The sequence below is a fragment of the Pseudomonas sp. 57B-090624 genome (assembly GCF_003234055.1).
Lineage (GTDB): Bacteria > Pseudomonadota > Gammaproteobacteria > Pseudomonadales > Pseudomonadaceae > Metapseudomonas > Metapseudomonas tohonis.
On the sequence record NZ_QKRU01000004.1, the window covers coordinates 107,778 to 130,910 of the forward strand.

21 protein-coding genes are annotated in these 23,133 nt (G+C 63.7%); 9 read left to right on the forward strand and 12 right to left on the reverse strand.

Annotation, left to right across the window (positions count from 1 at the left end):
* Positions 1-149: 149 nt before the first annotated feature.
* The 6 genes from murJ to ispH all read left to right on the forward strand — a co-directional run bounded on the left by murJ (position 150) and on the right by ispH (position 7,532).
* Entirely contained in the window at positions 150-1,685 is a 1,536-nt protein-coding gene (murJ, locus tag DMX10_RS03180; RefSeq protein ID WP_111259742.1) for a murein biosynthesis integral membrane protein MurJ, read from the forward strand.
* Between the two features lie 117 nt (positions 1,686-1,802).
* A complete protein-coding gene (gene ribF, locus DMX10_RS03185; protein ID WP_111259743.1) occupies positions 1,803-2,741 on the forward strand; it encodes a bifunctional riboflavin kinase/FAD synthetase in 939 nt (312 codons plus the stop codon).
* A gap of 15 nt (positions 2,742-2,756) precedes the next feature.
* Complete coding sequence (gene ileS, locus DMX10_RS03190; protein ID WP_111259744.1) at positions 2,757-5,591, forward strand: isoleucine--tRNA ligase; 2,835 nt, start codon at positions 2,757-2,759, stop codon at positions 5,589-5,591.
* Positions 5,584-6,090, forward strand: coding sequence for a signal peptidase II (lspA, locus tag DMX10_RS03195; RefSeq protein ID WP_111259745.1), 507 nt, complete (start codon positions 5,584-5,586; stop codon positions 6,088-6,090). Before ileS ends, lspA begins: the two co-directional genes overlap by 8 nt.
* On the forward strand, positions 6,083-6,535 hold the full coding sequence (locus tag DMX10_RS03200) for a peptidylprolyl isomerase (protein ID WP_111259746.1): 453 nt from the start codon (positions 6,083-6,085) through the stop codon (positions 6,533-6,535). The genes lspA and DMX10_RS03200 overlap by 8 nt, the downstream gene beginning before the upstream one ends.
* 49 nt (positions 6,536-6,584) lie before the next feature.
* A complete protein-coding gene (ispH, locus tag DMX10_RS03205) occupies positions 6,585-7,532 on the forward strand; it encodes a 4-hydroxy-3-methylbut-2-enyl diphosphate reductase (protein WP_111259747.1) in 948 nt (315 codons plus the stop codon).
* Positions 7,533-7,588: 56 nt separating this feature from the next.
* On the opposite strand, the gene DMX10_RS03210 is transcribed toward ispH, so the two are convergent.
* The 8 genes from DMX10_RS03210 to DMX10_RS03245 form a co-directional block, all read right to left on the reverse strand.
* A complete protein-coding gene (locus DMX10_RS03210) occupies positions 7,589-8,026 on the reverse strand; it encodes a type IV pilin protein (protein ID WP_111259748.1) in 438 nt (145 codons plus the stop codon).
* Entirely contained in the window at positions 8,026-12,330 is a 4,305-nt protein-coding gene (locus DMX10_RS03215; protein ID WP_146602980.1) for a pilus assembly protein PilY, read from the reverse strand. Before DMX10_RS03215 ends, DMX10_RS03210 begins: the two co-directional genes overlap by 1 nt.
* A gap of 15 nt (positions 12,331-12,345) precedes the next feature.
* Complete coding sequence (locus DMX10_RS03220; RefSeq protein WP_111259750.1) at positions 12,346-12,690, reverse strand: hypothetical protein; 345 nt, start codon at positions 12,688-12,690, stop codon at positions 12,346-12,348.
* 15 nt (positions 12,691-12,705) lie between these two features.
* Positions 12,706-13,248 carry a PilX N-terminal domain-containing pilus assembly protein gene (locus DMX10_RS03225; RefSeq protein WP_111259751.1) on the reverse strand — a complete coding sequence of 181 codons (543 nt, stop codon included), beginning with the start codon at positions 13,246-13,248 and terminating at the stop codon, positions 12,706-12,708.
* 9 nt (positions 13,249-13,257) lie between these two features.
* Entirely contained in the window at positions 13,258-14,067 is an 810-nt protein-coding gene (locus tag DMX10_RS03230; protein ID WP_111259752.1) for a PilW family protein, read from the reverse strand.
* Entirely contained in the window at positions 14,064-14,639 is a 576-nt protein-coding gene (pilV, locus tag DMX10_RS03235; RefSeq protein WP_111259753.1) for a type IV pilus modification protein PilV, read from the reverse strand. Before pilV ends, DMX10_RS03230 begins: the two co-directional genes overlap by 4 nt.
* Complete coding sequence (locus DMX10_RS03240) at positions 14,626-15,144, reverse strand: GspH/FimT family pseudopilin (RefSeq protein WP_111259754.1); 519 nt, start codon at positions 15,142-15,144, stop codon at positions 14,626-14,628. Before DMX10_RS03240 ends, pilV begins: the two co-directional genes overlap by 14 nt.
* Before the next feature lie 114 nt (positions 15,145-15,258).
* Complete coding sequence (locus tag DMX10_RS03245) at positions 15,259-15,768, reverse strand: GspH/FimT family pseudopilin (RefSeq protein ID WP_158545565.1); 510 nt, start codon at positions 15,766-15,768, stop codon at positions 15,259-15,261.
* Between the two features lie 44 nt (positions 15,769-15,812).
* Here DMX10_RS03245 and thiO point away from each other — a divergent pair, with 44 nt between their 5' ends.
* The gene (thiO, locus tag DMX10_RS03250; RefSeq protein ID WP_256604746.1) at positions 15,813-16,910 is read left to right on the forward strand and encodes a glycine oxidase ThiO; all 1,098 of its coding nucleotides are present in this window, start codon (positions 15,813-15,815) and stop codon (positions 16,908-16,910) included.
* A 12-nt stretch (positions 16,911-16,922) separates the two neighbouring features.
* Here thiO and DMX10_RS03255 read toward each other — a convergent pair whose 3' ends face one another.
* The 4 genes from DMX10_RS03255 to DMX10_RS03270 all read right to left on the reverse strand — a co-directional run bounded on the left by DMX10_RS03255 (position 16,923) and on the right by DMX10_RS03270 (position 21,275).
* Complete coding sequence (locus DMX10_RS03255) at positions 16,923-18,254, reverse strand: sigma-54 dependent transcriptional regulator (RefSeq protein ID WP_111259756.1); 1,332 nt, start codon at positions 18,252-18,254, stop codon at positions 16,923-16,925.
* A 2-nt stretch (positions 18,255-18,256) separates the two neighbouring features.
* Positions 18,257-19,849 carry a PAS domain-containing sensor histidine kinase gene (locus DMX10_RS03260; protein WP_236204761.1) on the reverse strand — a complete coding sequence of 531 codons (1,593 nt, stop codon included), beginning with the start codon at positions 19,847-19,849 and terminating at the stop codon, positions 18,257-18,259.
* Positions 19,839-20,075, reverse strand: coding sequence for a PP0621 family protein (locus tag DMX10_RS03265; RefSeq protein ID WP_111259758.1), 237 nt, complete (start codon positions 20,073-20,075; stop codon positions 19,839-19,841). The genes DMX10_RS03260 and DMX10_RS03265 overlap by 11 nt, the downstream gene beginning before the upstream one ends.
* Positions 20,076-20,255: 180 nt before the next feature.
* The gene (locus DMX10_RS03270) at positions 20,256-21,275 is read right to left on the reverse strand and encodes an outer membrane protein assembly factor BamD (RefSeq protein ID WP_111259759.1); all 1,020 of its coding nucleotides are present in this window, start codon (positions 21,273-21,275) and stop codon (positions 20,256-20,258) included.
* Positions 21,276-21,423: 148 nt separating this feature from the next.
* On the opposite strand from DMX10_RS03270, the gene rluD reads away from it, so the two are divergent.
* Entirely contained in the window at positions 21,424-22,395 is a 972-nt protein-coding gene (gene rluD, locus DMX10_RS03275) for a 23S rRNA pseudouridine(1911/1915/1917) synthase RluD (protein WP_111259760.1), read from the forward strand.
* A complete protein-coding gene (gene pgeF / locus DMX10_RS03280; RefSeq protein ID WP_111259761.1) occupies positions 22,395-23,120 on the forward strand; it encodes a peptidoglycan editing factor PgeF in 726 nt (241 codons plus the stop codon). Before rluD ends, pgeF begins: the two co-directional genes overlap by 1 nt.
* Positions 23,121-23,133: the final 13 nt, after the last annotated feature.

A 23,133-nucleotide genomic window follows, 5' to 3' on the forward strand; every position in this document is an offset into this window, starting at 1 on the left:
GGGCGACGAGCGTACCTCATACCGGAGCTCGGCGTGATTTATTTTCGTGCCGGCTCTACACTCGCCGCCTTCGAAAGCAGGGCGCTTTCGGCCTGGCGGCAGCGTTCCCGCCTGGCGGGACTTCCAACGAGCACAAGCCTCCGACCTCCATGAATCTGCTCAAATCGCTGGCCGCCGTCAGTTCCATCACCCTGCTTTCGCGGGTTCTCGGCTTCGTCCGCGACACCATCGTGGCGCGCATCTTCGGCGCCGGCGTGGCCACCGACGCCTTCTTCGTGGCCTTCAAGCTGCCCAACCTGCTGCGGCGGATCTTTGCCGAGGGCGCGTTCTCCCAGGCCTTCGTGCCGATCCTGGCCGAGTACAAGACCCAGCAGGGGGAGGAGGCGACCCGTACCTTCCTGGCCTACGTATCGGGCCTGCTGACGCTGGTGCTGGCGGTGGTCACGGCCCTGGGTGTGCTCGCCGCGCCCTGGGTGATCTGGGCCACGGCGCCGGGCTTCGCCGATACGCCGGAGAAATTCGAGCTGACCACCTCGCTGCTGCGGGTGACCTTCCCCTATATCTTCCTCATTTCCCTGTCCTCCCTCGCCGGGGCTGTACTCAACACCTGGAACCGCTTCGCCGTGCCGGCCTTCGTGCCGACCCTGCTTAACGTGGCGATGATCGTCTTCGCCCTGTTCCTGACTCCTTACTTCGACCCGCCGGTGATGGCCCTGGGCTGGGCGACGCTGGCGGGGGGCCTGGCCCAGCTGCTCTACCAGCTGCCGCACCTGAAACGCATCGGCATGCTCGTGCTGCCGCGCCTGAATCTGCGCGACAGCGGCGTCTGGCGGGTGCTGAAGCAGATGGGGCCGGCGATCTTCGGCGTCTCCGTCAGCCAGATCTCGCTGATCATCAACACCATTTTCGCGTCGTTCCTGGCCGCCGGTTCGGTGTCCTGGATGTACTACGCCGACCGCCTGATGGAGCTGCCGTCCGGGGTGCTCGGCGTCGCCCTGGGCACCATCCTCCTGCCGTCGCTCGCCAAGACCTACGCCAGCGACGACCGCCAGGCCTATTCGCAACTGTTGGACTGGGGGCTGCGCCTGTGCTTCCTGCTGGTGCTGCCCTGTGCGCTGGCGCTGGCGCTGATCGCCGAGCCCCTGACGGTCTCGCTGTTCCAGTACGGCAAGTTCGGTGCCCATGACGCCGAGATGACCCAGCGCGCGCTGATCGCCTATTCGGCGGGGCTGCTCGGGATCATCCTGGTCAAGGTGCTGGCGCCGGGTTTCTATGCGCGGCAGAACCTGCGCACGCCGGTGCGTATTGCGCTGTTCACCCTGGTCGCGACCCAGGCGATGAACCTCGTCTTCATCGGCCCGCTGCAGCATGCTGGCCTGGCGCTGGCCATCGGCCTGGCGGCGTGCCTCAATGCCGCGCTGCTGTATTGGCAGTTGCGTCGGCAGAAACTGTTCGAGCCGCAGCCCGGCTGGCCGATGTTCCTCGCCAAGCTGCTGCTGGCGGTCGCGGTGATGACCGCGGTTCTCGTCGGGGGCATGTGGCTGCTGCCTGCCTGGGACCAGGGCGACATGCTGTTGCGCCTGCTGCGTCTCGGGGCGCTGGTCACCGCCGGCGCCCTCGGCTATTTCGCCACCCTGGCCTTGCTCGGCTTCCGCCTGCGTCACTTCGCCCGGCGCGCGCTCTGAGCCTGCCCGGGCACCCGGAAGGCTCTCGTCACGGCCCGCCTGCGACACGTCAGCGACGCCTGTTGTCTGGTCGCGGGTGTGCGTATAATCGGCCACTTTGTGAACAAGACGTGTGCTATGCAGCTGGTCCGAGGCCTCCACAACCTGCGGCCCCAACTTGGGGGCTGCGTTGCCACTATCGGCAATTTCGACGGCGTACACCGTGGCCATCAGGCCATTCTCAAACGCCTGCGCGAGCGCGCAGGCGAGTTGGGCGTACCCAGCTGCGTGGTGATCTTCGAGCCGCAGCCCCGTGAATTCTTCGGCCCGGACACGGCGCCGGTGCGCCTGACCCGGCTGCGCGACAAGCTCGAGCTGCTGGCAGCCGAGGGCGTCGACCGGGTGCTCTGCCTGGCCTTCAATCGCCGCCTGCGCGAGCTCAGCGCCGCCGAGTTCGTGCACGCCGTGCTGGTCGAGGGGCTTGGGGTCAAGCATCTGGAGATCGGTGATGACTTCCGCTTCGGCTGCGATCGCGCCGGTGACTTCGCCTTCCTGCAGATGGCCGGTGCGGCCGAGGGCTTCAGTGTCGAAGCGGCAGCCACCGTCGAGCTGGATGGTGTGCGGGTGAGCAGCACGCGGGTGCGCCAGGCCCTGGCCGCCGCCGACTTCCCGCTGGCCGAGCGCCTCCTTGGTCGGCCCTTCTCCATCACCGGCCGGGTGCTGCACGGGCAGAAGCTGGCGCGCCAGCTGGGCACGCCCACGGCCAACGTGCAGCTCAAGCGTCGGCGTGTTCCCCTTTCGGGGGTCTTCCTGGTCAGCGTCGAACTGGATGGCGCGCGTCGTCCCGGCGTTGCCAACATCGGCGTGCGTCCCACCGTGAAGGGGGATGGCAAGGCCCACCTGGAAGTGCACCTGCTGGATTATTCCGCCGACCTGTATGACCGGCGCATCAGCGTGACCTTCCACCACAAGCTGCGTGAAGAGCAGCGTTTCGCTTCCCTGGAGGCGCTGAAGTCGGCGATCGACGCGGACGTCGCCGCCGCCCGTGCCTACTGGCAGGGCATCCCCATTCAATGATGAGCCTGGACTGACATGACCGATTACAAAGCGACCCTCAACCTGCCGGAAACGGCATTTCCGATGAAGGCCGGTCTTCCCCAGCGTGAGCCGGAGACCCTGCAGCGCTGGGACTCCATCGGGCTCTACCAGAAGCTGCGCCAGATCGGTGAGGGTCGTCCGAAGTTCGTCCTGCACGACGGCCCGCCCTACGCCAACGGCAGCATCCACATCGGTCACGCGGTCAACAAGATCCTCAAGGACATCATCGTCCGTTCCAAGACCCTGGCCGGCTTCGACGCCCCCTACGTGCCGGGCTGGGATTGCCACGGCCTGCCGATCGAACACAAGGTCGAGACCACCCATGGCAAGAACTTGCCTGCCGACAAGACCCGCGAGCTGTGCCGCGCCTACGCCGCCGAGCAGATCGAGGGGCAGAAGGCCGACTTCATCCGCCTGGGCGTGCTGGGCGAGTGGGACAACCCCTACAAGACCATGGCCTTCGCCAACGAGGCCGGCGAGATCCGCGCGCTGGCCGAGATGGTCAAGCAGGGCTTCGTGTTCAAGGGCCTGAAGCCGGTCAACTGGTGCTTCGATTGCGGCTCCGCCCTGGCTGAGGCCGAGGTTGAGTACCAGGACAAGAAGTCCGATGCCATCGACGTCGCCTTCCTCGTCGAGGATGCCGACAAGCTCGCCGCCGCCTTCGGCCTGTCGAGCCTGGCCAAGCCGGCCGCCATCGTCATCTGGACCACCACCCCCTGGACCATCCCCGCCAACCAGGCGCTGAACGTCCACCCCGAGTTCACCTACGCCCTGGTCGACACCGGGTCGCGCCTGCTGCTGCTGGCCGAGGAGCTGGTGGAATCCTGCCTGGCGCGCTTCGGCCTCGAAGGCCAGGTCATCGCCACCGCCAAGGGCGAGGCGCTGGAGCACATCCGCTTCCGCCATCCGTTCTATGAGCGCCTCTCGCCCGTCTACCTGGCCGAGTACGTCGAGCTGGGCGCCGGCACGGGCGTCGTTCACTCCGCGCCGGCCTATGGCGAGGATGACTTCCGCTCCTGCAAGCACTACGGCATGAGCAACGACGATATCCTCAGCCCGGTGCAGAGCAATGGCGTCTATGTCCAGGACCTGCCGTTCTTCGGCGGCCAGTTCATCTGGAAGGCCAACCCGGCCATCGTCGCCAAGCTGGAAGAAGTGGGCGCGCTGCTCAAGCACGAAAGCATCAACCACAGCTACATGCACTGCTGGCGTCACAAGACCCCGCTGATCTACCGCGCCACCGCGCAGTGGTTCGTCGGCATGGACAAGCAGCCCAACGAAGGTGCCACCTTGCGCGAGCGCGCACTGGCCGGCATCCAGCAGACCGAGTTCATTCCCGCGTGGGGCCAGGCGCGCCTGCACAACATGATCGCCGGTCGCCCGGACTGGTGCATCTCGCGCCAGCGCAACTGGGGCGTGCCGATCCCGTTCTTCCTGCACAAGGCCACGGGCGAGTTGCACCCGCGCACCGTCGAGCTCATGGAAGAGGTGGCCAAGCGTGTCGAGCAGGAGGGCATCGAGGCCTGGTTCAGGCTGGACGCCGCCGAGCTGCTGGGCGACGAGGCTTCGCAATACGACAAGATCAGCGACACCCTGGACGTGTGGTTCGACTCCGGCACCACCCACTGGCACGTGCTGCGCGGCTCCCATGCGGAGCTGGCCCACACCAGCGGTCCGGCTGCCGACCTGTACCTGGAGGGTTCCGACCAGCATCGCGGCTGGTTCCACTCGTCCCTGCTCACCGGTTGCGCCATCGACGGCCATGCGCCTTATCGCCAGTTGCTGACCCACGGCTTCACCGTCGACGAGTCCGGCCGCAAGATGTCCAAGTCCCTGGGCAACACCGTGGTGCCGCAGACCGTGATCGACACCCTGGGCGCCGACATCCTGCGCCTGTGGGTCGCGTCCACCGACTATTCCGGCGAGATCGCCGTGTCCCAGCAGATCCTGCAGCGCAGCGCCGATGCCTATCGCCGCATCCGCAATACCACGCGCTTCATGCTCTCCAACCTCACCGGCTTCGACCCGGCACAGCACCTGGTACCGGTGGAAGACATGCTGGCGCTTGACCGCTGGGCCGTCGACCGCACCCTGCAGTTGCAGCGCGAGCTGGAAGAGGCCTACGGCGAGTACCGCTTCTGGAACGTCTATTCCCGCGTGCACAATTTCTGCGTGCAGGAACTGGGCGGCTTCTACCTCGACATCATCAAGGACCGCCAGTACACCACCCAGGCCGACAGCCTGGCGCGTCGCTCCTGCCAGTCCGCGCTGTTCCACATCGTCGAGGCGCTGGTGCGCTGGGTCGCCCCGATCCTGGCCTTCACGGCCGAGGAAATCTGGCAGTTCATGCCGGGCGAGCGCGACGAGTCGGTGATGCTCAACACCTGGTACCAGGGCCTGAGCGAGCTGCCGGAAGGTTTCGAGATGAGCAACGCCTTCTGGGAAGACGTGGTCGCGGTCAAGGCATCGGTGAACAAGGAGCTGGAGAACCTGCGTACCGCCAAGGCCATCGGCGGCAGCCTGCAGGCCGAGGTCACCGTCTTCGCCGAGGAGTCCCTGGCTGCCAAGCTGGCCAAGCTGGGCAACGAACTGCGCTTCGTGCTGATCACTTCCACCGCCGACGTGCAGCCGCTGGCGGCCGCGCCGGCCGATGCGGTGGAAACCGAAGTGCCGGGCCTGAAGCTGAAGATCCTCAAGTCCGTCCACGCCAAGTGCGGCCGTTGCTGGCACCACCGTGCCGATGTCGGCGTGAACGCCGCGCACCCCGAGCTGTGCGGCCGTTGCGTCGAGAACATCGAAGGCGCCGGCGAGGTCCGTCACTATGCCTGAGGCCCGTTTTGGCCGTCTCGGCTGGTTGCTGCTGAGCGTGCTGGTGTTCCTGCTGGACCAGGCGTCCAAATGGGTGGTGCTGGAGTCGATCCCGTTCCGTGAGCGGATCACCGTCATCCCCGGCTGGTTCGACTGGATCCACGTCTACAACACCGGCGCCGCCTTCAGTTTCCTCGCCGACAGCTCCGGCTGGCAGCGCTGGTTCTTCGCCCTGATCGCCCTGGTGGTAAGCGGCGTGCTGGTGGTCTGGCTCAAGCGCCTGAAGGCCGACGAAACCTGGCTGGCCATCGCGCTGGCCATGGTGCTCGGCGGCGCACTGGGCAACCTCTACGACCGCGTAGTGCTCGGCCACGTGGTCGATTTCATCCTGGTGCATTGGCAGGATCGCTGGTACTTCCCGGCGTTCAACCTGGCCGACAGCGCCATCACCCTGGGCGCCATCATGCTGGCGCTGGATATGTTCAAGTCGAAGAAGTCCGGAGAACCCGCTCATGACTGAGTCTCTCGCCAGCGTCTCGCGTATCGGCCCGGACACGGAAGTCACCCTGCATTTCGCCATCCGGCTGGAGAACGATGATGTCGTCGACAGCACCTTCGGCAAGCAACCGGCTACCTTCAAGGTCGGCGATGGCAACCTGCTGCCCGGTTTCGAGGGCGCCCTGTTCGGCCTCAAGGCCGGTGACAGGCGCGTGCTGCCGATCGAGCCGGAGCAGGGCTTCGGCCAGCCCAACTCGCAGAACGTGCAGGTGATGCCGCGAAGCCAGTTCCAGGACATGGAGCTTTCCGAGGGCCTGCTGATCATCTTCAACGACGCTGCCAACACCGAGTTGCCTGGCGTGGTGAAGAGCTTCGACGACAGCCACGTGACCATCGACTTCAACCACCCGCTGTCCGGCAAGTCGCTGCGCTTCGAGGTGGAGATCCTGGCGGTCAAGCCGGCCTGATTTCATCTCCCGCAGGGGAGGGCGGCCGCAAGGCCCAGAGGTAGACAGCATGCAAATCAAACTCGCCAACCCCCGCGGCTTCTGTGCCGGCGTCGATCGCGCCATCGAGATCGTCAACCACGCGCTGGAAGTTTTCGGTCCGCCGATCTACGTGCGCCACGAGGTCGTGCACAACAAGTTCGTGGTCGAGGACCTGCGCGCCCGTGGCGCCGTCTTTGTCGAGGAACTGGACCAGGTGCCGGACAACGTCATCGTCATCTTCAGTGCCCACGGTGTTTCCCAGGCCGTGCGCCAGGAAGCCGACCGCCGCGGCCTGAAGGTCTTCGACGCCACTTGCCCGCTGGTGACCAAGGTGCACATGGAAGTCGCGCGCTACAGCCGTGACGGCCGCGAGTGCGTGCTCATCGGCCATGCCGGGCACCCGGAGGTGGAAGGCACCATGGGCCAGTACGACGCCAGCAATGGCGGCGCCATCTACCTGGTGGAGAACGAGGCCGATGTCGAGAGCCTGGTGGTGCGCAACCCCGAGGCGCTGTCCTTCGTCACCCAGACCACCCTGTCCATGGACGACACCAGCCGCGTCATCGATGCCCTGCGCAGCAAGTTCCCCAGCATTGGCGGCCCACGCAAGGACGACATCTGCTATGCCACGCAGAATCGCCAGGACGCGGTCAAGCAGCTCGCCGACGAGAGCGACGTGGTCCTGGTGGTCGGCAGCCCCAACAGCTCCAACTCCAACCGCCTGCGCGAACTCGCCGAGCGCATCGGCACCCCGGCCTACCTCATCGACGGCGCCGAGGACATGCAGCAAGCGTGGTTCGAAGGCGTCGCTCGCATCGGCATCACCGCCGGCGCCTCGGCACCCGAAGTGCTGGTGCAGGGGGTGATCGAACAACTCCGCGCCTGGGGCGCTGAGGTCGCTGTGGAACTGGATGGCCGGCCGGAGAATGTGACGTTCTCGATGCCGAAGGAGCTGCGGGTCGTCGAGATCAAGTAGCTTCTGACACTCAAGAAAAAGCCCGGCTAATGCCGGGCTTTTTTATCGGAGCTGCGCTACCAGCAGTTGGCAGTCGCGGCCCCTTTGTTTCCACGGCTATCCAGGGTCAGGTTTCCACAGGAATCCGAAGTTTGGGCTCCCTGGCGGGTGGCTGTGAGAATCACGCACTTGTCGATGGTGGTGCCGGTGCAGGCTGCTGCGTTGATGCTGTAGCGAGCATTCTCCGAGATGACCGCACCATTCGCCGCGATGGCATTGCCTGCGGCGTTGCGATAAGCAAGCCCTCCCGTGCCCAGGTTGTCGGTGTAGGTCTGGTTCTGCGAGTAGTAGCGCTCCTGGGCCTGCATGATCTGCATCAGCCAGGCCTGGCCATCGCTGCGCCCCGTGCGCATCACGTAGTTCTGATAGCTGGGGTAGGCAATCCCGGCAATGATGCCGATGATCGCCACGACTAGCAGCAATTCAATCAGGGTGAACCCCTTCTGCTTGAGCATCAGTTCTCTCTCCAGTAGAGGTCGCGTATCGCTTTGTTGGTTTCGCATATCTGAGCGCCATCCATGCACGCTGTGTCAGGCGGTGTGCAGCCTTCGGCACCGCAGAGCAAGCCTACACGATTGTCGTCGCGCAGGATCGTCGCCGGCTTGGGGGGAATGCCGCCGTGGGCCAGGTCGAAGCTGCGTACCGGTGTTTTGGTACCACTCACCGTCTGCGCGAACACCGCGCTGGCGTCGATCAGGTTCAGCGCGTAGAAACGGCCACGGCCTACGTCCGGACCACAGGTGGTCGTTTGCTGGCCGCTGGGGCGGAACGTGGTGAAGAGCACGGACCCCGCAAAGCTGGTCGAACTGGACAGGACTTTCTCGCCCGAGGGGAATCGGATGAACCAGCCGCTGCTGTTCGCCAACAGGGTCGGGTTGGGCGTGTAGCTGTCACCCGGGGTCAGTTGCGCATACAGCGTGTTGATTTCCTGGCGCTTGGTCGGGATACCGGCAACGGCTGCAGCCTGGGCCTTGCTGATCAAGTAGTTGTAAGCGTCGAACTGGGTGAGTGGTGGCGTTGGATCCTGCGCCGTGGCCTCTGCGAGTTGGGTTGCGTTCAGCAGGTTGCTGCTGGCGCTGTAGGCCTGGTTGGCCAGTGCTTGCAACTCGGATTGCAGGGTCGATGCCTGGCCCGCCAGGGTCAGGCGTTCGCCCTCGAGGCTGGTCAGGAGGTTGGCCTGGGTCACGAGCGGGGAGCTGATAGCCTCGAGATTGGTCTGGTTCTGGGTTTCGGTACGAGCGATCAGATCACCGTTGGTGGTGCCGGCAGGAGTCGCCGGGAGCCCACTGGGCAGGAGGCTCGTGAGCGATGCTTTGGCTGCGTCGAGCTGTGTCAGCTTGCTTGCGGCATCGCTATCTCCTGCAGGAGTACCCAGGTTGTAGGCGGCAATGATCTGAGCCTGCAGTGCTGCGATCTGGGTGATCTTGTCGTTGATGCCGTTCAGGTTGGTCAGCAGGGTCTGGCGAGTCTGATAGGCGGCCGAAGATTCGTAGGCCTCCGTCAGGGTACTCAGGTCGCTTTCCTGGGCACTGGCGTCGCCCCCTGCTGCCTTGGTTGCCGTGATCTGGTTCTGTTTGGCGATGATGGCTGCATATCGGCTGGATAGGTCGCTGTCGTTCAGTGCAGCGGTGATCCTGGCCTGAAGCGCGCCGACATCCGTTCCCTGTGCGTTGTCCAGTTCCGCAGCCTTGAAGCTGCTGGCCGCGCCGGTCGTCGGGGTTTGTGCGTTGAGTTGTACCAGGGCGCTCTGAGCCGATACCACCAAGCTGTGGGACTGCGTACGGCTGTCGGTTTCAGACGCATGATCCTTCACATAGGGATCGTTCCGCAGGATGGTGTCGATCGCGCTCTGCTTCTGGTTGATCGTCGTATTGGTTTCCACCAGGGTGTTGAGCTTGGCCGTATAGCCGATGCTGGTCTGGTAGGCGGTCAATGCATTGCGCGCGTTGGTTTCCGCTGCCGTGAGTGCGTCGATCTCCGCACGCTTGGTGTTTATCTGGTCCTGGATGTCTTGGGCTTGCGCACTGGTCAGGTTGACGCTGCTCACATCGACCAGGTTGCTTTCGGTGATCGACGCGGTGCAGTTGGTGGTGACCGTCGCGGAGCAGTAAGTGGGGGCCGAGTATACGTTCTTGTCCCGGATGACATAGAAGCGGTCCAGCGCGGCTTCGCTCAGCGGGTGGCCGCGATAACCGGAGCCGATGCTGATGGTGTAGTACGACTGGCCGCCACGCTCCTTGATCAGTGCAACGTCGGGTTGGTTGTAGAAGCGGCGGTTGTTTGTCGCGTCGGTGCCGCCGATGTTGGCGATACGGTTGCCGGTCGCGAAGTTGCTGGCGCTGGTGTTGCTCTGGTTGATATCGAAACGGAAGATCTGCCCGCGGGTATCCGAGGTGAAGATGGTATCGATGAGGCCATCGCCGCCCAGGTCGACCAGTGCCGGGTCTGCCGGCATGCTGTTGGTCATGCTGGAAAGCGTGAGGTTGGCGTCGGTATCGCCACTTGGGCCCGCCATCCACAGTTTTTGGCCCGTATTCGCGTTGACCACGTAGAGGGCGTTGCCATAGGAGTCGGTTTTTGGATTGTCCGGCGTCGCATCGTTATCCTGGTTGGTATCGTAGCCGCCGGTGAAAATCAGTACGTCGGTTACTGTGCCGTTCCACTTGACCTTGGCCACCTTGGGGGTCGACCAGGTCTGGCCAAGGCGTGAGAAACCGGTGCTGCCGCCTGAGCCGCCGCGAATGACCCAATTCAGCTTGGGCTGGATTGTTGCCGGATCGCCGGCAGTTGTCGGCGTCATATCCAGCGAATAGTAGTTGCGACCGCCACGCCCCATGCCCGCATACAGCGTGACGCCGCTGACGGCGCGAAGGTTGGTGGTGGTGTCGCGATTGCCGTAGGTCACCTTGAGGTCGAACTGGCCATCGATCCCGTACTTCTTGTTGATGCTCCCCTGGGGATCGTCGTAGTAGGACTTCAGGTTGCCTAGCAGTTCCTTGGGGATGAACGAAAAGAGTTCGTTGCCATTGGCGGGATTGATCGCGCCGATGAAGCCTTCGTTGGTGCCATAAAACAGCGCGAGCTTGTCCTGTGTCGTGCCAGCGGAGATACGCGCGATGTCTTCATCGCTGGTGTATGCAACGACCTTGGGGGCGTTGTGCAGTACGTCCGCGATCTGCGCGCGAATGCTGCTATCTGCTGGGTTGGTGCCGCGTGCCCAGGTGAGGAGGTTGCCTTTGTAGGCGTCGGTCATGCTCGCATCGCCCAGCATTGTCTTGGTCAAGGCTGTGTTGCTGTTGAGTAGCAGGTGAGCGGACCCGGTCAGGTTGACCGAAGTGCTACTGGCATTGGTGCGCGGCTCGAGGTTGCTGCCGGTATAGGTGTAGAGCTTGCGGTTGGCCGGGTCAGTCAAACGGCTGGCCGCACCTCCCAGGCCTGCGTTCTTGCCGTCCGCCGATGCGCTCCAGTAGCTCTGCGCGCTGTCAGCGAAGAAGCCGGTGCTGGAGTCGACGGCGTTGTTGCCGTTGGCATCGGTCACGACAAGATTGCCGCTGCTGTCAGAAGTGGCCTTGTATTTCTTGATGTTACCCAGCCAGCGCGCACCTTTGGCAGGGCGGAACAGCGCATAGTAAAGATCATTGCGATAGCCGAAGTTGCTATAGGCGCTCACCGAAACCGTTGGGGTCGTGAAGGTGGTGTTTTCGGCAAGAATGTCGACGATGATCGACTTCAACGAGGTCACGAGGCCCGATGTGTCATTGGTGGTGAAGAACTTGCCCTGGCCCAGGGCAGCAGTATCGCTGAGCAATCGAGTGTCGGCGATATTGCCGAAGCCGATGGTGTAAGTGGAAATGGTCTGTTTGCCAGTGACCGATGCCGGCCCGTTGTCGTTGTTGGCCAGCCATTCTGCCAGGCCTGGCATCCAGCACCCGGCATTGGCTTCGCCGTCGGTTGGATAGCCTCGGTTGCAGGAGGTGTAGTTGGTGTTCGCTGTTGCCGTACGGGTAAGGTCCCGTATTGCCGTGTTGCTGCTGCTATCGTCGTTTGGCAAACCGTCGGTCAGTACGATGATGTTGGATTTCTGGCAAGAGTTCTGGATCGGTGACAGGTAGCTGCCGCCCGAGTAGGACGTCGTTGCGCTGTTCCAGGGGTTGCGTGTGCTGGAGCCCTTGGCGTTTTCTATGACGCCGCGGGAGCTGTTGCCGTAAATCAAGGCGGCACCACGCATGTACTGGGCTGCCTCATGGTAGCTTTCGAGCAGCGGAGTGGAGCCACTGGCGTAATAGCTATTCAGTTGCGTTTTGAATGTGTTAGCCACAGTCGCAGCTTGCTGTACCGGCACATTGACGAAGCCGCCTTCGTTGTCGGAGCTGAAGCGGACCAAGCCGATATTTGAGTCGTTGGATAGAGCCAGCTCGTCGACGAGTTGGTTGACGACTTCCTTCACCACTTGAATGCGGGTGAGCTGGCCATTGTTCGCGCGGTTTGTCCTGGCCTCTGTGCTGGTGCACCAGTTGCGGGGTATGCCGTCAGCGGTCCTATCGAGGGGCGTCAGGGAGTTGCAGTTGGTACCGGGGACGCCGCTTTGCATGGATCCGGAAGTGTCGATTACGAAAAGAATATTGGGGCGTACACGCTGATCCGCTGGCAATTCGCGTGTTGTATAGATCTCGGTGTCATCCGCCATCGCCGTAGTAAGAGATAGAGCCAGATAGGTAAAGGCCGAGGCGCCTATGCTGAGTTGTCGCTTGATGCTCATGGTGGTACCTCGGACTTAATTCAGGAAAAGTTCGGTGACGACCGGTGGCGTGCCCGGCTCATAGAACACGGAGCCTTGCCAGTCGATTTTCATGCCCAATTGAGAAAAGCTGCTGGGCTCGCCTTGAAGGTAGAGGGCGGTCTGACTTGTCACTTGCATCTTTAGCGGCTCGCACCCGGTGCAGGGAGTGGCGAGGAGATATCCCGTGGCTCCTTCATCAGCCTTGTTGGTCAGGTTGAGGATGATGATGGCGCTTTCGACATACTTGGGAGGCGCTTCTTGGGTTTCATCTGCTGAAGTCGATGCAGCGAAAGTGGCTGCCAACAAGGCAACGGCGCTCAGCTTTGCGTACAGGTTCATATCTGGCCCCGAAGCTTATTTGAGGTTGAAGAAAACCAGGCCCTGGGTCTGGTCGGAATAGGCGCCGCTGGTACCGATGGTCGCGACGTTTCTCACTTCATACTGGCGGCAGGTGTAGTTACCGAAGGAATAGCCCTGGCCGAAACTGGCGCAATCCAGATCACCCATGCTGCGTAGCTTGGGCGTTTGAGGTATCGCGCTCGTGGCGGTCCGCGCCGTCAGGGTCTGCAGTTCACGAAGATTGGGGAAGCGCGCGATGATGGTCGCATTCGACTCGCCGTTGGGCGAGCTGGAGGGGCTGGTGACGGCGGTTGCCTCCATTGCGGACATCAAGGGTTGACGATTGGCTACGACGTTGAAGCGCAGGAGTTGCGCGCGGATTTCCGTCTGGCTTGCCTGGAAGGCCGTATTGCGGAACTGATTGCTGCTGGCCATACGTTCATCGTTCGTTGCAAAGCGAACGGCCGTGATTCCGGCAGCGGTCAGTACCACCAGGAACACCAGGGCCACTATTAGGGTGGCGCCGGCCTGGGAGGCGAGAGGGGAGACTGCTTTCATCGTCAGGCCTCAGTAGTTGTTCTTGAACTGGATGGTGGTGGTGAACACTTGCCGCGCCCGCCCATCGTTGAATGAGAGCGGAGCCGCATCCAGCAGATAGAAGTTGCGCTGCGGCGGTGCCGGGTTCAGGACATCGACCGAGTTGGCTAGCAGGGCGATGCGAACGGCGATGACCTTGGTCCAGTTGGTTACACGGTCCGAGGACACGAATTGATTGACGCTCTTGGAGTCCCCGGCGCTATCCACACCGTACTGCACCTGCAGGGCATCAATGCCGTCGATGAGCCGCTGTTGCGGGCTGAGGACGGCGTTGGTCGTCCTGTTGAACGACTTGCAAGCCAATGATGGCAGCGGGTTATCGGCGTCTGCGGCGAGAATGAAATAGGTGTTGGTAACCAGGTTGTTATCGGGCACGGTAGCGCCGGTGCAGTCGCGTTTTACCCCTTCGATGATCGGGGGCTCGAACGTGAAACTGACGACGTCCGATGCGCTTGCACTACCGTTCAGAGCGCAAGGGTTATTACTGGAGTTACCGACGCCGCAGCCCTCTTTCTCGATGGGCAGGGGGCGATCCAGCGGGGCGCCTGGAGACAGGTAACCGCCCAGTCTGGCGCTCTGGCTGATGAACTCGAGCCCGAAGCGTCCATTCTCCTGAAGCTTGGACATGGCGTCGTTGGTGGCGAACGTCTGTTTGCTGGCGATGAATACCTGGATCACACCGAGCAGCAGGATCAGCCCAAGGGTCAGGCCGATCATCAGCTCGACCAGGCTCAGGCCAGCCTGGCGCTTGGATAGGTGATAGGAGGACTTGTTATTCATCGTTGCACCTGCACGCTTCCGGACAGGTTCTGTCCGCTGGAGTTCTTCTCTGCCTTGCTCTGCCAGTTCGCCGTGATCGTGAGCTGAGTGCCAGAGGCGACGACGGCCAGGGGAGGGGTGCCGCTCGCGGCGAGCGCCATGAAGTCTCGGCTGTTGTAACGGCCTTCTCGAGCCGTAGCGTTAGCCGTATAGGTGCTGTTACCGCTGTAGGGGCACTGCGCCTCCCAGCGGTCGAACGCTGCCATCTGTGCAGCCGTGCAGTTGGTTGCGTTGACCTTGGCACCACTGATGGGGTCGTAGTAGTCAGCACAGCGCTGGGCGGGCAGGTTGCTGCAATTTGGCGCTGAGGTGTAGTTGGCCAGCGAGGCTTCCGGGTTGGAACGGATGCGCTCCGCGAGCTCCTGTATCACCCAGGTGGCCTGGGTGCGCTGGCTGCTATCGCCTGAGCTTTGCAGTGCATTGAGCTGCAGGGCTGCGAAGCCGAGCAGGCCGACGGCGAAGATTACCAGAGCGATCAGCACCTCGATCAGTGAGGCACCCAGTTGCTGGCGGGTGGAATTAGCAATCTGCATCGCGATTGACCTTCTTGATGGAGGCTTTGCCCATGGCGTTCACGTAGACGCAGCGTGCAGTGGCGTCGTCGGCCTTGAGTTTGCTGGAGGTGACCTTGAATGCCTGGGCGCTGATGCCGGACAACAGGGTGCCGTCGCGGCGGAATGTCAGCCGGTTGGTGGCCTGGAGATAGGGCGCGTTGATCTGTACGTCGCTAGGTGATCCCTGGAAGCTGCGGATCACGGCAGAATCGCTGCAGTTGTTGATGGCGGTCGTGCCGACACACCAGCCATTGGTCCAGCCGTCTTCATTGTTCGCTGCTGGCAGAACGACCACATTGGCATTCAGCTTGGTGGCTTCCACGCGAGCGAATACCAGCGCGTTCATCAATTCGCTCGCCTGCCCCCCTACGCGTTGGCGGATGATGAAGCCCGTAAGGTTGGGGAGGGCGATGGCGGCCACTATCCCCAGGATGATGACGGTCACCATCAACTCGATCAAACTGAACCCGCGTGTACGTTCCATGAAAGCTCCCTCTGCTCAGCCTGTAAGCTAGCGAGCCGGGGATGCAAGCTCAAACATCCTGGGATGGTCGGCTATGAGTCGGGCACGAGCGGTATTCCTGGCCGACCATTCAGACTATTCTTCTGCCTCTTTAAGAAGTACACGGCCTTGGCGGTTAATGACGATTCGCCTGCTCGTGCCGAATGTCATTGATTTCATGAGAAATGTGCCGTTGCTCACGTAGGTCTGTCCTTGGGCGTTGAAGTGAAGCGCATGGCCACCGCCCATGCCTCGCCAGGTGAGTTCCAGCCCTTCCGGCAGCTCGAGAATCCGCATGAGGTCCTCCTCGCTACGCAACTCTCGCTTGCCTGCTTCGTCTTCGAAAATGCTCAGGGTGCCGCTCCAGTCCCTGGAGCATTGATTGCCGGCATCCAGTGGGCACAGGGTGGTGCGGACGTTATGCGCGAAAGCGTGGTGCCGAGCGAACTGGATGGAGTGGGCGAGTTCGCTGGCGAAGGAATACAGCTTGTGCTGGTGGTGCATGCGATTCAGTGTTGGCACGCCAAGGGTGAGCAAGGTGGCAGCGCTGGCCAGGCAGATGAGTTGTTCGAGCAGACTGAGTCCGTGGTGCTTGCGTACATCCATGTTTTTACTCTCCATTTCCCTGGAGCTTCTAAGAGGAGGCTGTGGTGTCTGTCCTGATCGTTGGTGGTGGGGCCATAGGGCTGTTGACTGCCCTTGAGCTCGCTGAACAAGAGAGCGTCGTGCTCATCGAGCGTCAGCGGGTCGGAAGGGAGTCGTCCTGGGCGGGTGGTGGAATTGTATCGCCGCTTTATCCGTGGCGTTACAGCGATGCAGTGACGGCTCTGGCTCATTGGTCGCAGGATTTCTACCCGCCCCTGGGTCAGGCATTGCTGCGGCAAACCGGGATCGACCCCGAAGTCCATAGAACCGGTCTGTATTGGCTCGACCTCGAGGATGAAGCGCAAGCCCTGGCGTGGGCCGCAGGGCGCAAGCGTCCGATTTCCCGCGTCTCTATCGGCTCGGTCAAGGCAGCGGTTCCCCCACTGGCCGACGCTTATTCAACGGCCATCCACATGGCCGACGTCGCCAATGTCCGCAATCCGCGCCTTACCCGTGCGTTGCGCGAGGCCCTGCTTCAATTGCCCAATGTCACTCTCCGCGAAGATTGCGCCGTGGATGGTTTCATCCAGGAAGGCGGGCGTGTCGTCGGGGTTCGCACCTCGCAGGGAGAGGTCCGTGCGGATCGCGTGGTGCTCTGTGCCGGCGCCTGGAGTGGGGAGTTGCTGGCGACTCTGGGGCTCGATTTGCCCGTGGAGCCGGTGAAGGGACAGATGATCCTGTTCAAATGCGCCGAGGACTTCCTGCCGAGCATGGTACTGGCCAAGGGGCGCTATGCGATTCCGCGGCGCGACGGTCACATCCTGGTGGGCAGCACCCTGGAGCATGAAGGCTTCGACAAGACGCCGACCGAGGCCGCACTGGAAAGCCTGAGGGCGTCGGCCATCGAGATGCTGCCGGCGCTGGCGGAGGCCGAGGTGGTCGGCCATTGGGCCGGATTGCGGCCGGGGTCGCCCGACGGCATTCCCTTCATCGGGCCTGTGCCCGGTTTCGATGGGCTCTGGCTGAACTGCGGTCATTACCGCAATGGACTGGTGCTGGCGCCCGCGTCCTGCCGGCTGCTCACCGACCTGATGCTGGGGCGCGAGCCCATCGTCGACCCCGCGCCCTATGCCCCGGAAGCGCGCCTGAAACCGCAGGCCTGATGCCGCTGGGGATCAGTCGATCCCCAGTTTCTTCAGGCGGTAGCGCATCGAGCGGAAGGTCAGGCCCAGGCGCTGGGCTGCGGCGGTGCGGTTCCAGCGGGTTTCCTCCAGGGCCTGCATGATGAGCTTGCGCTCGATCTCTTCCAGGTAATCCTCGAGGTTGCTGACATGCGCCAGGTCGGCCTCGCCGCTTTCCGACGGTGCGGGCGCGTCGGCCAGGCGCAGGTCCTCCGGCTGGATCTGGTCGTTGTCGCACAGCGTGTAGGCCCGCTCGAGCATGTTTTCCAGCTCGCGGACGTTGCCGGGGAAGCGATAGCTCTTGAGCTTTTCCATGGCATCGCGGGTGATGCTGGCCGCAGCGCTGTCCGCAGCCAGGCGCTTGAGCATCACATCGGCCAGTTGCGGGATGTCCTCGCGGCGCTCGCGCAGCGGGGGGACGCTGAGTTCGATGACGTTCAGGCGGTAGTAGAGGTCCTGGCGGAAGCGCCCGGCCGCCACTTCGGCAGCCAGGTCCTTGTGGGTGGCGCTGAGAATGCGCACGTCCACCACCACTTCCTGCTGGCCGCCTATGGTGCGTATGGCCTTTTCCTGGATGGCACGCAGCAGTTTCACCTGCATGGGCAGGGGCAGGTCTGCCACTTCGTCCAGGAACAGGGTGCCGCCATGGGCTGCCTGGAACAGGCCGATCTTGTCTTCGATGGCGCCGGTGAAGCTGCCTTTCTTGTGGCCGAAGAACTCGCTTTCCATCAGTTCCGAGGGGATGGCGCCGCAGTTGACCGGTACGAAGGGGTCTTCGTGGCGCGGGCCCTGCTCGTGGATCATGCGCGCCACCAGTTCCTTGCCGCTGCCGGACTCACCGCTGATGTAGACGGGGGCCTGGCTGCGCGCGAGCTTCTGGATCTGGTTGCGCAGTGCCTTCATCGGCGGTGAGTCGCCGAGCAGGCGATTGTCCATCGGCGTGTCGCCGCTGCCGCTGGTGCGCAGGCGCAGGGCTGCGGCGACCAGCTCGCGAAGCCGGCCGAGGTCCACCGGCTTGGTGAGGAAGTCGAAAGCGCCGGCCTTCAGTGCGTTGACGGCGGTGTCCAGGCTGCCATAGGCGGTGATCATCGCCACCGGGACCTGCGGATGGCGCTGCTGGATGTGCTGCACGAGGTCGAGGCCGGTGCCGTCCGGCAGGCGCATGTCGGTCAGGCACAGGTCGAAGGGTTCGGCGGCGAGGAGTTCACGGGCTTCCTTGACGTTGCGGGCGCTGCGGGTATCCAGCTTCATACGGCCGAGGGTGATCTCCAGCAGCTCGCGGATATCGGGCTCGTCGTCGACGATGAGTGCTCTCTGTCTGGTCATGGTCAGCTCAATTTGCGCGGGTGGGCAAAGGTAATGCGAAAACAGCTGCCGCCGGTTTCGCGTGGGCGGTAGTCGAGGCGGGCCTGGTTGCTCTCGCACAGCTCGCGCGAGATGTACAGGCCGAGCCCGGTACCCTTGCTTTCAGTCGTGTAGAAGGGTTCGAAGATGTGCTGCACCTGCTCGGGCGGCACCCCGGCTCCATCATCCATGATCTCCAGGATGGGCAGGTCGCTTTCCGGATCACGGAATAGGCGAAGCCAGACCTGTCCGACCTTGTTCTTCTGAAAACTGTAGCGCAGACCGTTCTGTACCAGGTTGGTCAGTACCTGGGTCAGCTGGTGCGGGTCCATGCGGGTCTGGATGGTGCCGCTGTTGGTCTCGATGTGCAGCGTCTGGCCGGGGCCGGATGCGTTGCGGAATTCGCTGGCGAAGCGGTGCAGCCAGTACTTCAGATCGAGCAGCTGGGGTTCCGACTGGCGGCGGCGTGACAGCTGCAGGACGTTCTCGATCACCAGGTTCATGCGTCTCGACTGGTCCTGGATGATCTGCGCCAGGCGTCGGTCTGGCCCGGTCAGCTCTTCCGATTCCTGCAGCAGTTGGGCCGCATGGCTGATGGCGCCCAGGGGGTTGCGTATCTCATGGGCGATGCCGGCGGTCAGGCGGCCGAGGGAGGCGAGCTTGAGCTGTTGCGCCTGCTGGGCGATCTGCGAGATGTCTTCGAGGAAGATCAGGGTGTCGCGTTGCTCGCCCCGTTGCAGCGGTACGAAACTGGGTTGCAGCACCGGGCCTTCGGGCGTGGCCTGCAGGCTCTGCGGACGCAGGGCCGGGTTGTCCATCCATTGCTGGAGGCGCTTGACCAGTTCCGGGCTCTGCGGGTCGATGATGCGCCCGGCGAGGTCATCGCGGCCCAGCAGGGTCTGGGCGCCCTGGTTGGCCAGGAGCACGCGGTGTTGCGCGTCGAGCACCAGGATGCCGGTGCGCATCCGTTGCAGGATCAGGGCGTTGAGTGCCTCGAGGTTGGCGACGTCGGCGGCGCGCTTTTCCGCCAGGGTCTCGCTCAGTTGCAGGCGTTTGCTGATGCCCTGGACGAAGAGGGCGGCGGCGAAGCAGAGGGCGCCGAGCGCACCGGCCTGTACGTACTGGTTGGCGACTTCCGGGCGGCTGAGGCTGAGGTAGAAGGTCAGGTAGATCATGCCGATGGTGGCGACGGCGGCGATCAGCAGGCCGACCCGGCCCCGGAGCAGGATGTTGGCGATGGCCACCGCGACTATCACCAGGTTGCCGATGCCGCTGGGCGTACCGCCGGCCGCATAGAACAGGCAGGACAGCAGGATCACGTCCACGAGTGCCAGGCTGAACACCTGCAGCATGTGTTTCGGATGGCGGACCATCAGGGCGATCAGGATGTTCAGCAGCAGGTAGAACCAGCAGGCGTTGCGGAACAGTTGCGCACGGGCGAGGTCGAGCAGTTCGCTGTCCAGCTCGCTGGAGATCAGCCCGACCAGTGCGAGGCCGATGATCAGCCGGTAGAGGTTGTAGAGGCGGAAGATGCGCCGCGCCGGCTGCCCGCCCAGGACCGTCGACTCACCGCTCACCGCTGGTGGTGTCCTGTTCCAGGTGGGCGCGGCTGCAGTACCAGCGCTCGCCATTGGCCAGCGCATGGGCCTGCGGCACATGCACGCCGCACTGGCTGCATCGCACCATCGGGCTGGCAGCCTCGTCCGTGGGTTTCTGCGGGCGCGGGGCTGGTGGTGCCTTCATCCGGCGCCAGACCCAGACAGCGGCGAAGATCACAACAATCCAGAACAGCAGGCGGATCATCCCGGCGAGCTCACTTGTCATTGAAAGGAGCGCAGTTTAGCCAAGCCGGTGGCCCGCGCACAGCGGGGAGGCTGAGAGCTGTGCGTCAGGTCCCCTGGCGATGCCTGGAGCGGGAGGGGCACTTTCATCGGGACAAAAAAAGAGGCCCGCAGGCCTCTTCTTCGATCGCCGTGGTCGTTCTCAGTCGAAAACGCCGAAGGTCATGTAGCTGAACCAGGAGCGGTCGCCGCTGCTGTTGGCTTCCGCTTCGTGCTGTTCTTCCTGCACTTCCTGCTGGTTCTCGGGTTTGAGCTCATCCGGGATTTCTTCCTGGGCGTCTTCGTACTGCTTGATCACGTCCTGGTTGGCGCGGGTCTCGCCCGGGGGCAGCGGCGGCTCGCTCTCGATCAGCCCGAGGGTCGCCTTGGCCAGCCAGGAGCGGTTGTCGGCCTCTTCCTCGCGCGGCACGAACTGGCCATCGACCAGGTTCGGGTGGTCGGGGTAGTTGAGCTTCAGGGTTTCCAGGCTGGTTGCAGCCAGGTCGTTCAGGCTCAGGCGCTGGTAGGCCTCGACCATCACGGCCAGGCCGTCACCGACGGACGGGGTTTCCTGGAAGTTCTCCACCACATAGCGACCACGGTTGGCGGCGGCGACGTAGGCCTGGCGGGTCAGGTAGTAGTGGGCGACATGGATTTCATAGGCGGCCAGCAGGTTGCGCAGGTAGATCATGCGCTGCTTGGCGTCGGGCGCGTAGCGGCTGTGGGGGTAGCGAGTGGTCAGCTGGGCGAACTCGTTGTAGGAGTCGCGGGCCGCACCCGGGTCGCGCTTGGTCATGTCCAGCGGCAGGAAGCGGGCGAGCAGGCCACGGTCCTGGTCGAAGGAGGCCAGGCCCTTCAGGTAATAGGCGTAGTCGACGTTGGCGTGCTGCGGATGCAGGCGGATGAAACGCTCGGCGGCGGACTTGGCGGCCTCGGGCTCGACGTTCTTGTAGTAGGCGTAGATCAGTTCCAGTTGGGCTTGCTCGGCATAACGACCGAACGGATAGCGGGACTCGAGGGCCTTGAGCTTGGATACGGCGCTGGTATAGCTCTTGTTGTCCAGGTCGGCCTGAGCCTGCTGGTACAGCTCGGACTCGCTCAGGTTCTCGTCCACCACTTCTTTGGAGGAGCAGGCGGCGGTAAGGGCGAGAATGGCGATCAGCAGCAGGTGTTTCACTTGCATAGCGGCTTGCGTCCCTGTGACGGCTGGCTGTCTTGGGCGGAGCCGTCCTGTTATGATGGGCGCCCTGGGCTCCCCCAGGACAAAGACGCCGTATTTAACCACAAGCGCGTGGCCGAAACCAAAGGCTGCGCCCCCGCCGTTTTCGAGCATGCCCCCAATTATCAAGCAGGTCATCCAACTCAGCGCCGAGGTGCCGTCCGAACTGGGCGGGCAACGCCTCGATCAGGTCGCTGCACAGCTCTTCGACGAGCATTCGCGTTCGCGCCTGTCCGCCTGGATAAAGGACGGGCTGCTCACGGTCGACGGCCAGGTGCTGCGCCCGCGCGACACCGTCCATGGTGGTTCCTTGCTGGAGCTCAATGCCGAGCAGGAATCCCAGGGCGAGTGGGTGGCTCAGGACATCGCGCTGAACATCGTCTTCGAAGACGACCAACTGCTGGTGCTGGACAAGCCTGCCGGGCTGGTTGTCCACCCCGCTGCGGGGCATGCCGATGGCACCTTGCTGAACGCCCTGCTGCACCATGTTCCGGACCTGGCCAACGTGCCGCGTGCCGGCATCGTGCATCGCCTGGACAAGGACACCACCGGCCTGATGGTCGTGGCCAAGACCCTGGAAGCGCACACCAAGCTGGTGGCGCAGCTCCAGGCCCGCACCGTCAGCCGCATCTACGAGGCCATCGTGGTCGGCGTGATCACCGCTGGCGGCAAGGTCGATGCTCCCATCGGTCGCAGTTCGCAGCAGCGCCAGCGCATGGGCGTGGTGGCCGGCGGCAAGCCTGCGGTCAGCCACTATCGCGTGCTGGAGCGGTTCCGCTCGCACACCCATGCACGGGTCAAGCTGGAAACCGGCCGCACGCACCAGATCCGCGTGCACATGTCCTACGTGAACTTCCCGCTGGTGGGCGACCCCGTCTACGGGGGGCGCTTCCGCATCCCGCCGGCCGCCAGCCCCACGCTGGTCCAGACCCTCAAGGACTTCCCCCGCCAGGCCCTGCATGCCCGCTTCCTCGAACTCGATCATCCGGTGACCGGCGCGCGCATGAAGTGGGAATCGCCGCTGCCTGACGACATGGTCTGGCTGCTGACCCTGTTGCGCCAGGACCACGAGTCCTTCACCTGATGGATGACTGGCTGACGCCCGACTGGCCCGCCCCCGCGCGGGTCCGTGCCCGCGTCACCACCCGTGCCGGCGGTTGCAGCCAGGCACCCTTCGACAGTTTCAATCTCGGCGATCACGTCGACGATGATCCCGCCGCCGTGGCGCACAACCGCGCACGGCTGGTCAGCGCCCTCGGCTGCCAGCCCGCCTGGCTCAGCCAGGTGCACGGCGTGCGCGTGGTCGAGGCCGATCCTTCGCGTGTCGAGGTGGCCGACGCCAGCTGGAGTTCGACGCCCGGTATCGCCAGCCTGGTGATGACCGCCGATTGCCTGCCCGCCCTGTTCTGCGACCGCGCCGGCTCCCGTGTCGCCGCAGCCCATGCCGGTTGGCGCGGGTTGGCCAACGGCGTGCTCGAAGCGACCCTCGATGCCCTCGACCGCCCGGCGGACCAGGTACTGGTCTGGCTCGGACCGGCCATCGGCGTCGACGCCTTCGAGGTCGGCCCGGAAGTGCGCGACACCTTCGTCGCCCAGCATCCACAGGCCGCAGCCGCTTTCCGACCCAGCCACAATGAAGGCCGGCTGATCGCCGACATCTATGCCCTGGCGCGCCTCCGCCTGGCCGCGCGTGGCGTGACCGCCGTCTACGGCGGTGGCCTGTGCACCGTCAGCGACCCGCGTTTCTTCTCCTACCGCCGCGCCTCCCGCACCGGCCGTTTCGCCAGCCTCGTCTGGCTCGCCGACTGACCCACCCCGGCGT

Bases quoted from the DNA above. Each gene is read 5' to 3' on its own strand.
- murJ (WP_111259742.1), top strand. From the start codon at position 150: ATGAATCTGCTCAAATCGCTGGCCGCCGTCAGTTCCATCACCCTGCTT.
- ribF (WP_111259743.1), top strand. From the start codon at position 1,803: ATGCAGCTGGTCCGAGGCCTCCACAACCTGCGGCCCCAACTTGGGGGC.
- ileS (WP_111259744.1), top strand. From the start codon at position 2,757: ATGACCGATTACAAAGCGACCCTCAACCTGCCGGAAACGGCATTTCCG.
- lspA (WP_111259745.1), top strand. From the start codon at position 5,584: ATGCCTGAGGCCCGTTTTGGCCGTCTCGGCTGGTTGCTGCTGAGCGTG.
- DMX10_RS03200 (WP_111259746.1), top strand. From the start codon at position 6,083: ATGACTGAGTCTCTCGCCAGCGTCTCGCGTATCGGCCCGGACACGGAA.
- ispH (WP_111259747.1), top strand. From the start codon at position 6,585: ATGCAAATCAAACTCGCCAACCCCCGCGGCTTCTGTGCCGGCGTCGAT.
- DMX10_RS03210 (WP_111259748.1), bottom strand. From the start codon at position 8,026: ATGCTCAAGCAGAAGGGGTTCACCCTGATTGAATTGCTGCTAGTCGTG.
- DMX10_RS03215 (WP_146602980.1), bottom strand. From the start codon at position 12,330: ATGAGCATCAAGCGACAACTCAGCATAGGCGCCTCGGCCTTTACCTAT.
- DMX10_RS03220 (WP_111259750.1), bottom strand. From the start codon at position 12,690: ATGAACCTGTACGCAAAGCTGAGCGCCGTTGCCTTGTTGGCAGCCACT.
- DMX10_RS03225 (WP_111259751.1), bottom strand. From the start codon at position 13,248: ATGAAAGCAGTCTCCCCTCTCGCCTCCCAGGCCGGCGCCACCCTAATA.
- DMX10_RS03230 (WP_111259752.1), bottom strand. From the start codon at position 14,067: ATGAATAACAAGTCCTCCTATCACCTATCCAAGCGCCAGGCTGGCCTG.
- pilV (WP_111259753.1), bottom strand. From the start codon at position 14,639: ATGCAGATTGCTAATTCCACCCGCCAGCAACTGGGTGCCTCACTGATC.
- DMX10_RS03240 (WP_111259754.1), bottom strand. From the start codon at position 15,144: ATGGAACGTACACGCGGGTTCAGTTTGATCGAGTTGATGGTGACCGTC.
- DMX10_RS03245 (WP_158545565.1), bottom strand. From the start codon at position 15,768: ATGGATGTACGCAAGCACCACGGACTCAGTCTGCTCGAACAACTCATC.
- DMX10_RS03255 (WP_111259756.1), bottom strand. From the start codon at position 18,254: ATGACCAGACAGAGAGCACTCATCGTCGACGACGAGCCCGATATCCGC.
- DMX10_RS03265 (WP_111259758.1), bottom strand. From the start codon at position 20,075: ATGATCCGCCTGCTGTTCTGGATTGTTGTGATCTTCGCCGCTGTCTGG.
- DMX10_RS03270 (WP_111259759.1), bottom strand. From the start codon at position 21,275: ATGCAAGTGAAACACCTGCTGCTGATCGCCATTCTCGCCCTTACCGCC.
- rluD (WP_111259760.1), top strand. From the start codon at position 21,424: ATGCCCCCAATTATCAAGCAGGTCATCCAACTCAGCGCCGAGGTGCCG.
- pgeF (WP_111259761.1), top strand. From the start codon at position 22,395: ATGGATGACTGGCTGACGCCCGACTGGCCCGCCCCCGCGCGGGTCCGT.